Here is a 16281-nt window from a genome sequence, read left to right on the forward strand (position 1 = left end):
CTTTTAGTTATGTAGTTTTTTGCATGCTAATGGGTAGTTGTTATGACGCAGCCACGCCAATCTCAGCTATCGATATCTGATGCACTGATCTTTTCCTCTTTAGTCGACTCTTTTTCTTCACACTGATGAGGTTATTGAGGTGTTGTACTAGGGACGTTTAGTGTTGTCATATATTTAACGTTAGCCAATTATTTCAGCTTGCCCACTATTCACAGTGGGCAAGCTGGTAGGTGTTACTTAATCTCTAGTGTTAAAAATCAAACAGGTTTTGGTCGATGATCAGGTCTCTAGGGCGACTGTTTTTAATGCGATTATCTAGCGATTTACCTAAACCTATGACGTGACCTTGATAGGTTAATAGCACTTCACCTTTGGTATTTGAAGTATCAATGTCGTGAATATCACGTCCCTGATAATAGGATTTTGCTTGTTCAGCGGTTAAAGATACTTTGTTATTTGACGCTTGTTGTCCGTAACAAGTCGCAAACTCATGACTTGCCCTGAACCCCGATTTACGGCCTTTACCAAATTGCTCTGCGACTTTTATACCTAATCGAGAAAAACGTAATTCTGTAATTAATGGAATTATATTTTCATGGAAGATCCAAAATTCATCATCACGCTGATAGAGAACTCCATTAAACTCATTAATGCCAAATTGCTCACTAAAGTAATTTAATAGGCTCTTGTTAGTGGTTGCTGGTGTAGGTTGAAATGGGAATTTTCCTAATCGTTTCTTTTGCAGGCTCACTCTCTACAAATCCAGTTTTTTGGATTGCCGCGACAAAAAAACCTTCCGTATCGTAAACCTGTGGCCAAATATGTAAAAAGCCTTCTTCTGTTAAGGTTTTTTCTGCGCCTTCAAATAAGTTGTTAAGAGAAAGGAAATCAACCTGTTCAGGATAGGTTTGTTGTAGGGAGTGGCAGACCTCTTGGTTTTCTTCAAGGCTTAATGTACAGGTTGAATAAACCATGACACCGCCTGGTTTAAGCGCTTGAAAGGCGCTTTTTATTAACTCTTTTTGCGTTAATGCAATGGAGTCAATCGCTGATTGCTGCCAATTTTTCATGGCGTTTTTGTCTTTACGCACTGTGCCTTCACCAGAGCAGGGCGCATCTAACAAAATAGCATCAAAGGTATTCGGCAACCATTGACCAAATACGGCAGCATCAAAGTGCGTTAATGCTACATTTTGTATGCCACATCGTTGTATGTTGGCATGTAACATTTTGATACGGCTTGAAGAGTACTCGTTGGCAATCACCAAACCTTGGTTATTCGTTGCTGATGCAAGTTGCGTGGTTTTCGAACCTGGCGCTGCTGCGGCATCTAATAAGGTAGAGGTTTTGTTCGGTTGAAAATGACTCAATAAAGCGGCAACGGGCATCATTGAGCTGGCTTCTTGAATGTAAAATAAACCTGCTAGATGCTCTGCACTATTACCCAGTGGGATTGATTCATCTTCAATATCAATCCAGAAACCTTCTTTACACCAAGGTACAGGCGTTAAGGACCAAGCGTGCTTTTGTGCAATAAGTTTGAAGGCATTAATACTTATTTTCAGTGTATTAATTCTAATGGCGCGGCGCAGCGGACGGCGACAGGCACTGAGCAAATCATCAATATTTAATTGTTCAGGTAAAATGTTGATCATCTTATCGATAAAAGCTTGAGGTATAAAAGTATTGCTGTCCATTTGGATCCTTACAAAACGCGCACGGTTAATGCGCGCAAGATACCATAATCTGATTTTAATTAGGAATATTAAGTTTCCAATCTAACCAATCTTCATCTAATCCAGATTTTAATTTAAAGGTTGAATAATCAGCTGCCGCTGGCTGTAATGGTTTATTGTCGGTTGTGCTCATGCTGATCCCTCCTTTTAATAGTGAGGTTAATGAGGCTGCTTTTAATGCAGCGCCGGTAATACCAATATCTAGATTAAAGCCTGAGGCCGGCCAGAAAATACTATTTTCTCGAATTAAATGGCTAAATTCTGGGTATATGTTGATCATTATTTCCACACCTGATGCATTGCTGTTCAGGCGTTTATCCGTCACTTCACCAATCTGAATTTTACGGTGGTAGATAGGGCTGCCGATATTAGTAGAGCCTGCATTATCAGCGGTTAAAATCAGAGAGAGACCCACTTTATCTTTATCTAATGTAGGTGGTGCGACTTCCCCTACAAATTGTTTGCTGACTTGACCTTGTCCTGGTGCAACATTAATAAAGACGCCGCTGATTAAGGTTGATAGGTGTTTGGCTCCTGATAAGGAGATATCACTGCGAACTATCCAAAAACGGCTACCTTGTTTTGCGACCTTATCAAAGTAGTTTTCCATAATATCTAAGGTGACAACCACTTGATTGTTGTTATTTAAATCTAAGGCGCTGATTTCACCAATCTCTAGTCCTTTTAATTTAACTTTATTACCGACTTTTAAGTCAGAGGCATCGTCATATAAGAGGGTGATTTGCTTTAAAGATTGCGTTGCATCTTGGTAACTATTATACAAACGGTACGCACCATTCTGAGTCTTATTACCCGTTGCATCAGGTGAAAAGGCTAAGGCAATGCCTCCCGTAGCAATAGACAATAAAGATTGTGCATCGACTTTGATGCCAGATAGGCCAGCGTTAACGCTAAAACCGCTAATATTCCAAAAGATAGTTTGCTCGGTGATCAGGTGTTTAAACTTTGGGTTTATATTGATGGTGGTTTGCATCAAACTGCTATCGTGTAAATTCAGAGCACTTACTTCACCTATCGCGAGTTTATGGTAGTAAACAGGCGACCCAATACTGACGGAAGGTAACTCTTTACTTAATAGGTTAACTTGCAATGGGCTAGCAAAGGCATCTTTACCTAATTTCGCCATCTCTTTAGAAGCATATAAATAGAAATTACGATCTTCTGTTAACGGCGCAGTTTCTTGATTAGATGGCGTTGGGTTATATAACGCAATACCGCCTTGAATGATATGTTGGATCGGTTTGCTATCAACCTCTACACCTTGAACAGAGGCTTTAATATTAACGCCGCTGAGTAAGTGAAATTTACTGTCCTGATTAACTAGGTAAGCAAATTGTTGGTCGATATCCATGTTAACTTGTACATGCTGACTGTCATTACTTAAGGTTAAACCGTTAATGTGGCCTATGGTTAACCCTTTAAATGTAATCGGTGCGTTCTCACTTAATCCATTGGCATTATCTGCTATTAAGGTAAGCGATAATGTCTCCTTAGACTGATCAGATTTAACCATAAATGTGGTTTGTTGTTTTTCATTTAGGTAGTTATCGCCATGTGAAAAACTGATGAAATCACCGGTGATCAAGTTGCTCAAGTTTTCTATTTTAGAAAATGACACTGCGGCTTGCTCTACCCAAAATTCTGCGCTCTCAGTGACTAGCTCACTAAATGCTGGGTTGATTGTCGCATTTGCAACAAACAATTGGCTCGCTGAGTCATAGCGAATATTATCGATACGTCCAATACCATGTCCTTTGAATAAAATACCGGCTCTTTTAGGTAAGTTGTTGGTATTGTTTAATTGTAAAGTAATGCTTAATCCCTGTTGGCTATCGGCAATATTTTCAAACAACTGATAGACCTTATCTTGATCTGTTGATGCTGACCCTTCTGGGCTACTAAAAGTAATGCCTCCGGCAATCAAGGTGGTTAAGCTATCTAATTTAAATTCCACTCCTGAACGAGATAAATTGGCATTCAAACCACTAATATTCCAAAACTTACTCTTTTGTTTAACTAAGCTGCTGTACTTCTTTTCAATAAATGCTTGGATATTAACGTGCTTCCCTGATTTATCTAATCTAACGCGTGCGATTTCACCCACTTGTATTTTTTTGAAGAAAATCGGTGTGCCTACGGTAATTGAGTCAGCATTAGTACTACTTAAATTGATTAATAGCGCATTATCGGGAATGATGATCGGTTGCTCTGCAGTGGCCATAAATTCCGTGGCATCTTCACCTTCACCGAGTAAAATGTTGATATAACTGCCTGAGAATAGGGTATCTAACCCCGTGATAGAGGTTAAAGAGGCTTTAGGCGAGACTAACCAGAGTTTGCTTTTCTCTTTTAATAAGAAGGTTGCATGGGATTCAATTTCAGCGATCACATTCACGCCATCCACCTCATCTAACTCGACTTTTTTCACTGTACCTACAATCACACCTTTGTAACGTACTTTGGTTTTATCAACAATGATCCCGTCAGCATTGGTAAAGTGAATGCTAATTTGCACATTTCGATGGGTAATGTTTTGAAATAGGATCCAAATCGCCAATACGGCGGCGATAAATGGTAAAAACCATATTGGAGAAATGGATCTAGCAGGCGCAATCACTGGCTGAGAAGTTGAGTCAGTGGAGGAGTTTAAATTAGTTGGCATCGAGGTTAGCGTCCCATATTAAGCGAGTATCGAAACTTTGTGCGGCGAATAAGGTAGTGATCACCACTACGGTAAAAGAGGTTGCGGCAATTCCTGGGTATACAGATAAAAGGTTACCTTTATCAAATACGGCCATCATGATAGAAATAACAAACAGGTCGAGTATTGACCAGCGTCCTATCCAATCGACAATAGTATAGGCAAGAAGTTGCCTCTTAGGGTTCATCTTCCATTTAAAATGCGCGGCTAAAGAGATCACGGCTAAGGCAATGATCTTTAATACGGGTACTAACATTGAAGCGACAAATACAATAAGCGCAATACCTGGCATGCCCGTGGAGACTAAGGTCATAATGCCAGAAAAAATAGTGTCTGGGTAAGCTTCATTATTTTTGACTAAAAACGTTATTGGGTAAATATTTGCGGGAAAGATAAAAATAAATGCAATGCATAACAATGCCCAGGTTTTTTGAATACTGTGTTTTGTTCTCACTGAAATAGGAGTGCCACAATGCGGACAGTGTGTTTTATGCTGACTAATAGTAGAAGGGCGATCACACTCTTTACATAGTTGTGTATCTTGCTGAATTGCACTTAATCCACTTTTTAATGGTTTATTCATTAGTTAAGAAGCTCCAGTAATAAGCATTGCTGTATTCACAGATCATACTCATGTTAAGGATTAATAAAGCCACTAAAAAGAATAGTCCACTATCGTAATAGATATCTGCATAACTACTTAGTTTGAACAGAGCCACCATAAAACTGACGATGTAAACTTCTAACATAGACCAATGAATTAATACGCTGGTTAATTTAAGCACTGGGTTTAATAAAGGAGGGCGTTTGTTTAAAACAACACAAGCACTACTGAAGCACATACAAGCAGCGAGCAGTGCAGGGGCGACTACCGCACAAAAAATCACTACAAGCGCGACAATAGGTGCAAAACCGATTAATAATAGTGCACCTTGTAATAAGCTAGTCTGCTCTGTTACACCAAGTAAATGCACTGAGACTAAAGAGAAAGAAAAAGCAGGGACTGCAAGTAATAATGCGCTGAGAGCTAAGGCGAGTATTTTCTTTTCATTAGCCACTTTCGCTTTGTACAACGTATGTTGGCATCGAGAACATTTAGCAACGTAACCCTTTGTTAAAGCTGGGCGTTCTGACACTAGGTCACAGTGCCTACAAATAATTGTATTCATACTTACTTATCAGTAATTTGAGATATCCAATAAGATAGCAAACTAAATATAAGATGACAAAATTTGCATTCTCAAAGCACAAGTAGTACTGTATATATACCCATGTTATTATGCAGTGTTGAAAATCACCACCTACCTTAAATTAGTATGGGCATAAACCATCTTTAATTGTTATAAAAAAAGAGGCCACCGTGGCAGTCATCATTAAATACATTGTAGAAAGAAAGGGTGTTGAAAAAATGACCTTTACCAGTAAGAAAGAAGCCGATGCATACGATAAGATGCTAGATAGCGCTGATCAAATTGCATTATTTCTAAGTGATAGTCCAGTTTCACTGGATGATCAGCAACTGGAAGAGTTAGGTCTATATATCGCAAGTAATAAAGATGTATTACAAAACCTATTTAAAGGCCAGTTATATAGCCCTGAAGCAATTGAAAAAGAACAGGAATAATTCGCTAAAATTATTCATGTAATAGCTGGTTAGTAGCAACTTAGAAACTATGAAATTTGCTTGTTATACGACCTTACTTGTGAAGCCCAATTTTGTTTTTATTTTCTCATAAAACTTTTTAAATATGACATTTAAAGTAGCAGGGATTCCGCTTCTTTAATAGAGTAATAAATCCAATCTTGAGGCTTAGGTTTAGAAAAAGCATAATATAAAATTTGTTTTGCTAATCTTTTTTTATATTTGTGCTCCCCTAACCAATGACGATGTTTCTTAATAGCGGTTAATCGAGAATCGTAGTTCTCAATTTTCATTTTAGTTAAGTTGCTTATTATCCCGCTGTGAGTACCTTGACGATAATAAAATAAAGGTTGCTGTAGATAATAAATCTTACCAACTTGATTAAGCCGTATATAAATATCCCAGTCTACTCCGCATTTTAATGTTTCATCAAAAAGTAAAGGGAGTATCGCAGCCTTAGATACAAGTAGCCCTGATGTGCCGCAATATAGATTACCTAATCGAAGGTGTTTATCCTCAACAAATTCACCAACTTCAGGTTGATGTATTTTTCCTGTCTCTAAATGTTCTAATGAAGTTAAACATGCAATACAGTTATGTTTTTCAATGGACTGTATTTGTAACTCTACTTTATTTTCATACCAAATATCATCATCATCTAAGTAAGCTATCCAGTCACCATTGGCCATTTTAGTCCCTTGATTTCTAGAGTAACCATTACCCATATTTGTTGTTGATTTATGATAGTGAATTCGTTCATCTTTAAAAGCTAAAATGACAGGCAATAGGTCCGTTGTTGAACAATCATCAACAACAATAATTTCGGATATAGGGTAGGTTTGGGCTAATACACTTTTTATCGCACTTTCTAAATAATCGGGGCGATTGTAGGCAGGGATTACAGCAGAAACATTCATCATAAGCATGGCCTTTAATAAAAATATTATTTCAGCATTAAACATCTTCAGTGCATACCAAGTGAAACACTACCAAAAATATTAAATTAGCGCTATGTCTTAATTTATTTACTATTTCTACTATTAAACTTCTATTATTAAGTTAATTCAGACTTTTAATCTGTTTGCTATTTGTCTAGAATGCATGCTCGTTTTAAATTACTAAAATACATATGCTTTTTGGTTGGAAGCATCACTGTGAGGAAAATAGCATGCCAACTATTACTCTTCCCGATGGAAATCAACGTCAATTCGACAACACTACTTCTATAATGGAAATCGCTGCAGATATCGGCCCAGGCTTAGCAAAAGCTTGTATCGCTGGTCGCGTTAATGGTCAACTTGTTGATGCTTGTGATCCGATTGAAACCGATGCTGAAGTAGCTATCATCACCAGTAAAGATGATGAAGGTTTAGAAATATTACGTCACTCATGTGCACATTTATTAGGTCATGCAATTAAACAATTGTACCCTGAAGCTAAAATGGCAATCGGTCCTACCATTGATAATGGTTTCTACTACGACGTAGATTTAGACGTTACCATTAATGATGAAGAGTTAGCTAAAATTGAAAAACGCATGCAACAGTTGGTAAAAACTAATTATAAAGTTGTGAAAAAGAAAGTAAGCGTTGATGAGGCTATCGCTGTATTTAAAGAGCGTAATGAACCATACAAATTAGAGATTCTTGAAGGTATTGATAAAGATGATCGCCCAGGTTTGTACCATCACGAAGAATATGTAGATATGTGTCGTGGTCCACACGTACCTATGATGAAATTTAGCCAGTGGTTTAAATTAATGAAAGTGTCGGGCGCATACTGGCGTGCAGACTCAGACAATAAAATGCTACAACGTATCTATGGTACGGCTTGGGCAGATAAAAAACAGTTAAATGGTTACCTCAAGCGTCTTGAAGAAGCTGCAAAACGTGACCATCGTAAAATTGGTAAACAGTTAGATCTTTACCACATGCAAGAAGAAGCACCTGAGTATGGTGTTCTGGCATCCAAACGGTTGGACTATTTTCCGCGAACTAGAAAGTTATATTCGTGAGCAAACTGTTGCCTTTGGTTACCAAGAAGTAAAAGCACCACAAATTTTAGACCGTTCATTATGGGAAAAATCGGGTCACTGGGATAAATACAAAGACGGCATGTTCTGTACTTGTAGTGAAAACCGTGATTACGCAATTAAACCAATGAACTGTCCTGGTCACGTACAAATCTTTAATCAAGGTTTAAAATCATACCGTGATTTACCATTGCGTTTATCTGAATTTGGCTCATGTCATCGTAATGAACCATCAGGTTCTTTACATGGATTAATGCGTGTTCGTGGTTTCACTCAAGATGATGCGCATATCTTCTGTACTGAAGAGCAAATCCTTGAAGAAGTATCTGCGTGTATCAACATGGTATTTGAATGTTACAAAACATTCGGCTTTGAAGATATCGTGGTTAAATTATCTACTCGTCCAGAAAAACGTGTTGGTGATGATGCAACATGGGATAAATCTGAAGCTGCGTTAGCACATGCATTAGACGAAAATGGTGTTAAATTCGAATACTTACCAGGAGAGGGTGCTTTCTATGGTCCAAAAATCGAATTTACTTTATATGATTGTTTAGGTCGTGCGTGGCAATGTGGTACAATACAGTTAGACTTCTCAATGCCAGGTCGTTTAGACGCTACTTATGTAGGCGAAGATAACGAACGTCATACTCCGGTTATGATTCATCGTGCGATTTTAGGTTCTTTAGAACGTTTCATCGGTATCTTAACTGAAGAATATGCGGGTATTTACCCAACTTGGTTATCACCTCAACAGGTGGTTGTAATGAATATTACTGATAAACAGTCAGAATTTGTTACAGAAGTAGTCAATAAATTGAAAAAAATGGGTATTAGAGCCATTTCGGACTTGAGAAATGAGAAGATAGGCTTTAAAATCCGCGAGCATACATTAAAGCGTGTTCCATACCTTCTCGTTATCGGTGACCAAGAGGTTGAAGCAAACGAAGTTGCAGTAAGAACGCGTAAGGGTGATGACCTTGGTAAAATGCAGGTTGATAATTTCATTGACCATGTGAAGCAAGAGATCATTTCCCGCTCATAACATTAATTACTTGGAGGAATTTGTTATAAAAGGTGCAAAAAAAGGCCCTCAAACGGCTAACAAACATCGTTTAAACGATGAAATAACTGGTACTGAAGTACGTCTTTCTGACGCAGAAGGCAAACCTGTTGGTATTGTTTCTTTAGAAGAAGCTAAAGACATGGCATTTGAAGCAGACCTGGACTTGGTTGAAATTAGTCCAAATGCCGAGCCGCCAGTTTGTCGCATCATGAACTATGGCAAATTTCTCTTTGAAAAGAGTAAATCCGTTAAAGAACAACGGAAGAATCAGAAACAGGTTCAGTTGAAGGAAATAAAATTCCGTCCTGGGACTGATGATGGCGACTATCAGGTAAAACTACGCAGCCTGGTTCGCTTTCTAGAAGAGGGTAACAAAGCCAAAGTAACGCTACGTTTTCGTGGTCGTGAAATGGCGCATCAATCACTTGGGATGGAATTATTAAATCGCGTTAAAAACGATTTAGTAGAAATCTCGACTGTCGAATCTTTCCCTAAACTGGAAGGTCGTCAAATGGTGATGGTACTTGGCCCTAAACGTGCTAGCTAAGGCATAAAGAAGTATTGAAGTGCGAATATGAGAATATTCGCATTATTTACTCGCCTTACTGGTTTAATTTAAATATTTTAACAATGCGGAGTTCGCAATGCCTAAAATGAAATCTAACAAAGGTGCTGCAAAGCGCTTTAAAAAGACTGCTTCTGGTGGTTTTAAACGTAAGCAATCTCACTTACGTCATATCCTTACTAAGAAATCTACTAAACGTAAACGCCACCTACGTGCTCAAAGCATGGTAGCAAAAGTAGACGTACCTAGTATTAACAGAATGTTACCATTCGCTTAAGTAAGGAATATATAAAATGCCAAGAGTAAAACGCGGTGTACAAGCTCGTGCACGCCATAAAAAAGTCTTAAAACAAGCTAAAGGTTATTACGGAGCTCGCTCACGTGTTTATCGCGTAGCAGTTCAAGCAGTAACTAAAGCTGGTCAATACGCTTACCGTGACCGTCGTCAACGTAAACGTCAGTTCCGTCAACTATGGATCGCACGTATTAACGCTGCATCTCGTTTAAGCGGATTATCTTACAGCCGTTTCATCAATGGTCTTAAAAAGGCTTCTGTTGAAATCGATCGTAAGATCTTAGCTGATATTGCTGTATTTGATAAAGCAACATTTGCACATTTAGTAGAAGTTGCTAAAAAAGCGCTAGCTTAATCATTATTGATTAAATAGTATTGAAGAAGGAGACATTTATGTCTCCTTTTTTTGCTCAAAATTTACCTTTCGAACTCCTCAAAAGCGCTTTCTCACTTCAGTTTGTTTAAAATATAAACTATCTCCTTGCTAAATAGCAGTATCATGACAGCTGTAATATAACTGTCACAAAAGAGAAATATAATCCTCGCCATCAATGATGTTGGAGATAGTAAATGGAACGTGATTTAGCGACCACGCTACAAGCAAATAAAAAGCGAGTGGTTAAGGATAAATTAGTAAAATATGGGGTAACAACAGGCGGCTCGTTAGTGCTGGTCACGTTGTTGCTAATTTTCGGGTACCTTTTATACGTTGTTTTCCCAATTTTTGCGCCAGTAAGTATCGAAGAAACGCAATCATTTCAACGTAAAGACGCGACACCAATCTATGCACAGGGTATAGATGAACAAAATGAAGTTGCTTACCAAATGGATGAGCAAGGTTTATTACGTTTTTATTCTTTAAGGGACGATGATTTAGGCCAGTCGTTACTCCAATATCAAGCCTTTGAAGATACTAACGAAATCACTAAAACAATGCCTGCAAGTGGCATTTTTGCATTAACTAATATGCAAGGTGAAGTAAAAATCGTTAAGCCTAGCTTCGCAACAAGTTATCCAAATGATAAACGATTAATTACACCTGAATTGGATTTCCCATTGGGAGAAGACGTTTTTGTCGTTTCAGAAAATCAACAACCTTTACATCATTTAGCCTTTGAAATGAATGAAGAAAACGCGGGTATTGCTGCGGTAAATGATGATGGCGAAGGCGTTTACATGCTGGTATCAGGTGAAGAAAACTTCATGACCGGTGACGTTGAATGGTCTCAAGAGTTATTTACATTACCTCCGTTTTCCAAACAAGGTTGACCAGTTATTGTTAACGCCTAATCTGCGTAAGTTATTTGTACGTAGCGCTAATGACTTAATGGTCTACGACATTAGTGATACCGATGATATCCATATTGATTCGGTGTTTAAAGTGAATGCTAAAGGCACTAACGTTAATAATGTTCAGTTACTGACTGGTGCAAGCTCATTACTGGTTGCCAATGAAAATGGTGTGATTAGCCAGTGGTTTGAAGTGTTGGGTGAAAACAAACGTGAATTTACCTTTATTCGTGATTTTAAAGCGCCTGCTAAAGTGACTCATATTGTTCCTGAGTTTTACCGTAAAGGTTTTTTGACTACAACAGAAGCAGGTGAGTTGTCGATTTTCCATACAACAGGTAATACTGAATTATTAACTGAGTCTATCTCTAAAGCGGGTGCGTTGAATATTGCTATCTCTCCACGTGCTAATGCAATTCTAGTATCAGATAAAGACGTTATCAAACTGTACTCTGTCGATAATGAACATCCTGAAATTACATGGTCAGCACTATGGCAAGAAGTGTGGTATGAGGGTTACCCAGAGCCACAATATATCTGGCAGTCAACCTCTGCAAGTGATGATTTTGAAGCAAAAATGAGTTTAGTGCCTATTTCATTCGGTACTATCAAAGCTGCTTTTTATGCCATGTTATTTGCGGTACCTATTGCTATATCAGCGGCGATTTATACGGCATACTTCATGTCTCCAGGGATTCGTTCTTACATCAAACCAACCGTTGAAATCATGGAAGCATTACCAACAGTTATTCTAGGTTTCTTAGCTGGGTTATGGTTAGCACCAATCGTTGAAAATCAGTTACCTAGTATTATTCTTCTATTAATTACTTTACCAGCCAGTATTTTAGTGGCTGCGATAATTTGGACGAATTTACCTAAATCAATGAGCGATAAAGTTAGTGAAGGCGTATTACCTTTAGTTTTATTACCTATCCTAGTTTTCACTGGTTACTTCTCAATGGCCTTTAGTGAAACTTTGGAGTTATGGTTATTTAATGGCGATACACGTGTATTCCTAACCAATGACCTAGGTATCAATTTTGACCAACGTAACTCATTAATCGTAGGTATTGCGATGGGCTTTGCGGTTATTCCAACTATCTTCTCAATTGCTGAAGATGCCATTTTCAGTGTGCCTAAAAGTTTAACAATGGGTTCACTGGCATTAGGTGCGACGCGCTGGCAGACATTGGCTAAAGTGGTTATTTTAACTGCTAGTCCAGGTATTTTCTCTGCTGTTATGATGGGTATGGGACGTGCTGTGGGTGAAACAATGATTGTATTAATGGCAACAGGTAACACACCTATTATGGATTGGAATATATTTGAAGGTATGCGTACGTTATCGGCTAACATCGCCGTAGAAATGCCAGAGTCAGAAGTAGGTAGTTCACATTATCGCGTATTGTTCCTCGCTGCATTTGTGCTGTTTATCTTCACCTTCTATCTTTCAACACGGTCGCTGAGTTTGTTCGTCAGCGTCTGCGTGAAAAATATTCAAGCTCTAGTAAATGGAGTGTAGTTATGATATGGGTAAAGTGGTTTAAATCTGGTACACCGTGGATTTGGATGACAGGTGGTGCTGTAAGTTTGAGTTTAATCGCAGTAATTGGGTTAATTTGTATCTAATAGGTTGGAGAGGGCTAAGTTTCTTCTGGCCTGCCACTGTGTATGAGTTTTCAATTGAAAATCAGCAGGCAGAAAAGTCGCTATCAATCGGTGAAATTTACGATACTGAACAGTGTACTTGAAGCAACAATTAATTGATGCGTGGTGTGACAGGATTAGAAGATGAAGCCTGATTCATTAGATCGCTATCTTGACTTAAAATTGGTAACCGTGAATATGTTGATTTAGATTTTCAATGGATTCTAGAAACTGTATATTAAAGATAAACATGTAGCTCATGATATTGTTGTATTTGAGCGTACTAAAAACGGTAACTTCTACGGCTTATCTTGAAGCGATTCAAAAGAACGGCGAATCAACACTGCCAATCGATCTGGCGATGAATTTAATCAATGAATTAGCATCAGCGCCTTGACCGTTGCATTAGAGTTCTCAGTGATAAAGAGACATGATCTTATTAACCGGTGATATTGGCCGTATTAATAATGACCTAGCGAATATTCGCTTAGAGCAACGTAAGGTTGAATTAGATGGTGAATTAACCGATGCTAAAATCGCTGAGTTTGGTAAAGCGCAAAGCCGACGCATTGACGCGCATGAGTATTTAGTGCTTAGAGAACGACGTTATTTAGCTTATCGTGACGAAGCGAAACGCGATTCTGTCGTTGTTACAGATATGACTGGGCGCTCGATGTTAGTCATGCCTTTATCTCATATGTGCTTGATTTCTATCTAGCCAAACGATAATGTCTTCTATTGAAAAAGTAGGACATTGGTTTCACCAAACAGCATAAGTTTGTTAGCTCGATGACCCTCGTGAAGCGAATACAGAAGGCGGTGTTATTCCCAGCTATCTTCGGTACGGTGTTCATGGCTAATGTTGATGGCTGTGATCGTGACGCCATTTGGTGTCGTTGCTCGCCATCTATTTACACATGAGTATGCACGGTAAAAACAGCATCACTAAGTTCATTCGTATTGCGGTAATTAAACTTGGCGGGTGTGCCTTCTATTGTTATATGGTGTATTTGGTTTAGGTTTCTTTGTTTATATCGTTGGGTGGCAGTCTCGACCAGTTACTTTACCCTGAAGCATTACCATCACCAACGTTTGGTTCTCCAGGTGTTTTATGGGCTGCTTTAACGTTAGCTATTCTTACTTTACCTGTTGTTATCGTTTCAACAGAAGAAGGATTAAGCCGTATCCCAAGCACATTACGTGAAGGTTCGTTAGCATTAGGTGCAACAAAATCTGAAACGTTATGGAGAATTGTTATTCCTATGGCGAGCCCTGCAATTATGACAGGTCTTATTTTAGCGGTAGCACGTGCTGCTGGTGAAGTTGCACCATTGATGCTGGTAGGCGTGGTAAAAATTGCACCGACATTACCCGTTGATGGCAACTTCCCATACTTGCATTTAGAAAGAAAATTCATGCACCTTGGTTTCCATATCTATGATGTTGGTTTCCAAAGCCCGAATGTAGAAGCGGCACGTCCATTAGTTTATGCAACGTCATTCTTATTAGTGACAGTGATTATCGGCTTAAACTTAGCAGCTATCGCAATTCGTAATAACTTACGTGAAAAATACAGAGCATTAGAACATTAATAGGTAAGAGTGATTAAAAGTTAACACTAACTATTAACGTATTAGACATTACAAAATCACGCACATTAGTGTGCGTGAATAAAGAGTAGGAATGACAATGATTGATTTATCAAACTTAAACGCGAAAACAAATGATTTAAATACGCTAACGCCTGAGAATACAGCGTTAGAAATTAAAAACTTAGACTTGTTTTACGGTGATAAACAAGCACTTCACAACGTATCAATGAAAATACCGAAAGGTAAAGTAACTGCATTTATCGGTCCATCTGGTTGTGGTAAATCTACGTTACTACGTTGTATTAACCGTATGAATGACCTAGTGGAAATCTGTCGAGTAGATGGCAATATCGAACTACATGGCATTAACATTTACGATAAATCAGTAGATGTAGCATCACTACGTCGCCGAATTGGTATGGTATTCCAACGCCCGAATCCATTTCCAAAGTCTATCTACGAAAATGTTGTGTACGGTTTACGCCTACAGGGTATCAATGACCGTCGCACATTAGATGAAGCATGCGAAACCTCATTACGTGGTGCCGCATTATGGAATGAAGTGAAAGACCGTCTACACGATAACGCATTTGGTTTATCAGGTGGTCAGCAACAACGTCTTGTTATTGCGCGAGCGATTGCGATTGGTCCAGAAGTCTTATTACTGGATGAACCAACATCAGCATTGGATCCAATTTCAACATTAACCGTTGAAGAGCTGATCACAGAATTGAAGAAAAAATTCACGGTGGTGATTGTAACGCATAATATGCAACAGGCTGCGCGTGTATCAGACCAAACTGCATTTATGTACATGGGTAAGCTAATTGAATATTCTGATACGAATACACTATTTACTTCACCAACTCAAAAACAAACAGAAGATTACATTACCGGACGTTACGGTTAAATAAGGAGCTAAAATGGAAAACTTAAATTTAAACCGTCACATTTCAGGTCAGTTTAATACTGAGCTGGAGAGTGTGCGTAACCAAGTTATGCAAATGGGCGGCCTAATTGAACAGCAATTAATTGATGCATTAACTGCAATGGCAGACAACGATTTAGAACTCGCGCGTGAAGTGATTGTAAAAGACAACGAAGTGAATCAATTTGAAACACGTGTTGACCAAGAATGTTCTCGTATCATCGCTAAACGTCAACCTGCTGCAACGGATCTTCGTTTAATCTTAACGATTATGAAAACGGTGACAGAGTTAGAACGTGTAGGTGACAGTGTTGCCGCTATCGCTAAAATGGCAATTGAAAACCATGGTAAAAAAGTACCGTCGTTGATCGGACTAGAAAACATGGGGCAAATTGTTATTAAAATGCTACATAACTCACTGGATTCCTTCACGCGTTTAGACCTTAATACAGCGATTGCAGTACATAACGAAGACAAAAAAGTAAATCGTCAGTATGAAAGTATCCTACGCGAATTAATGACTTTCATGATGGAAGATCCGCGCTCTGTCCCTTTTGTACTTAACGTACTAGCATCTGCACGTGCGATTGAGCGCATTGGTGACAGATGTCAAAATATCTGTGAACAAGTCGTTTACTTAGTTAAAGGTATCGATGTTCGTCATGCAACAGAAGAAGAGATCAATTCTCTGATTGAAGAGTGATAGCAAGCAGGTTAATTAACTGATACGACCATGTTTTGCACACTTTTTAGGCGTAGGTAATCT

The 16281-nt window shown here is 38.6% G+C and carries 12 protein-coding genes and 3 pseudogenes; 9 read left to right on the forward strand and 6 right to left on the reverse strand.

All coding sequences use genetic code 11. From position 1 onward, the window contains the following. Positions 1-250 precede the first annotated feature (250 nt). The 5 genes from ACLKL2_RS00525 to ACLKL2_RS00545 are packed head-to-tail and all read right to left on the reverse strand — an operon-like array spanning position 251 to position 5594. A complete protein-coding gene (locus tag ACLKL2_RS00525; RefSeq protein ID WP_413692967.1) occupies positions 251-751 on the reverse strand; it encodes a methyltransferase RsmF C-terminal domain-like protein in 501 nt (166 codons plus the stop codon). Next, complete coding sequence (locus tag ACLKL2_RS00530; protein ID WP_413692968.1) at positions 690-1697, reverse strand: NOL1/NOP2/sun family putative RNA methylase; 1008 nt, start codon at positions 1695-1697, stop codon at positions 690-692. The genes ACLKL2_RS00525 and ACLKL2_RS00530 overlap by 62 nt, the downstream gene beginning before the upstream one ends. Before the next feature lie 55 nt (positions 1698-1752). Further along, the gene (locus ACLKL2_RS00535; protein ID WP_413692970.1) at positions 1753-4419 is read right to left on the reverse strand and encodes a PqiB family protein; all 2667 of its coding nucleotides are present in this window, start codon (positions 4417-4419) and stop codon (positions 1753-1755) included. Continuing rightward, positions 4409-5041: a paraquat-inducible protein A gene (locus tag ACLKL2_RS00540; protein ID WP_413692971.1), complete on the reverse strand. Its 633-nt coding sequence runs from the start codon at positions 5039-5041 to the stop codon at positions 4409-4411. Before ACLKL2_RS00540 ends, ACLKL2_RS00535 begins: the two co-directional genes overlap by 11 nt. Continuing rightward, on the reverse strand, positions 5034-5594 hold the full coding sequence (locus ACLKL2_RS00545) for a paraquat-inducible protein A (protein ID WP_413692972.1): 561 nt from the start codon (positions 5592-5594) through the stop codon (positions 5034-5036). The genes ACLKL2_RS00540 and ACLKL2_RS00545 overlap by 8 nt, the downstream gene beginning before the upstream one ends. A 224-nt stretch (positions 5595-5818) precedes the next feature. Between ACLKL2_RS00545 and ACLKL2_RS00550 the strand changes: the two genes are divergently transcribed. After that, entirely contained in the window at positions 5819-6082 is a 264-nt protein-coding gene (locus ACLKL2_RS00550; protein ID WP_113817684.1) for a YebG family protein, read from the forward strand. 131 nt (positions 6083-6213) lie between these two features. On the opposite strand, the gene ACLKL2_RS00555 is transcribed toward ACLKL2_RS00550, so the two are convergent. Then, a complete protein-coding gene (locus ACLKL2_RS00555) occupies positions 6214-7062 on the reverse strand; it encodes a glycosyltransferase family 2 protein (RefSeq protein ID WP_413692973.1) in 849 nt (282 codons plus the stop codon). A gap of 206 nt (positions 7063-7268) precedes the next feature. On the opposite strand from ACLKL2_RS00555, the pseudogene thrS reads away from it, so the two are divergent. The 8 genes and pseudogenes from thrS (at position 7269) to phoU (ending at position 16218) form a co-directional block, all read left to right on the forward strand. Further along, a pseudogene (gene thrS / locus ACLKL2_RS00560) lies at positions 7269-9177 on the forward strand (threonine--tRNA ligase). A gap of 10 nt (positions 9178-9187) precedes the next feature. Next, entirely contained in the window at positions 9188-9745 is a 558-nt protein-coding gene (gene infC, locus ACLKL2_RS00565) for a translation initiation factor IF-3 (protein ID WP_113817681.1), read from the forward strand. Positions 9746-9842: 97 nt separating this feature from the next. Beyond that, complete coding sequence (rpmI, locus tag ACLKL2_RS00570) at positions 9843-10040, forward strand: 50S ribosomal protein L35 (protein ID WP_025564055.1); 198 nt, start codon at positions 9843-9845, stop codon at positions 10038-10040. 16 nt (positions 10041-10056) lie between these two features. Beyond that, positions 10057-10413: a 50S ribosomal protein L20 gene (gene rplT / locus ACLKL2_RS00575; RefSeq protein ID WP_028862951.1), complete on the forward strand. Its 357-nt coding sequence runs from the start codon at positions 10057-10059 to the stop codon at positions 10411-10413. A 215-nt stretch (positions 10414-10628) separates the two neighbouring features. Beyond that, positions 10629-12851, forward strand: a pseudogene (locus ACLKL2_RS00580) (phosphate ABC transporter permease); the annotation flags it as partial. 24 nt (positions 12852-12875) lie between these two features. Then, positions 12876-14587 (forward strand): annotated as a pseudogene (gene pstA, locus ACLKL2_RS00585) (phosphate ABC transporter permease PstA). A 91-nt stretch (positions 14588-14678) separates the two neighbouring features. Next, complete coding sequence (pstB, locus tag ACLKL2_RS00590; protein WP_413692974.1) at positions 14679-15497, forward strand: phosphate ABC transporter ATP-binding protein PstB; 819 nt, start codon at positions 14679-14681, stop codon at positions 15495-15497. 13 nt (positions 15498-15510) lie between these two features. Further along, positions 15511-16218: a phosphate signaling complex protein PhoU gene (gene phoU / locus ACLKL2_RS00595; RefSeq protein WP_113817677.1), complete on the forward strand. Its 708-nt coding sequence runs from the start codon at positions 15511-15513 to the stop codon at positions 16216-16218. Positions 16219-16281: the final 63 nt, after the last annotated feature.

This window comes from Psychromonas sp. KJ10-2 (assembly GCF_047323255.1).
GTDB lineage: Bacteria > Pseudomonadota > Gammaproteobacteria > Enterobacterales > Psychromonadaceae > Psychromonas.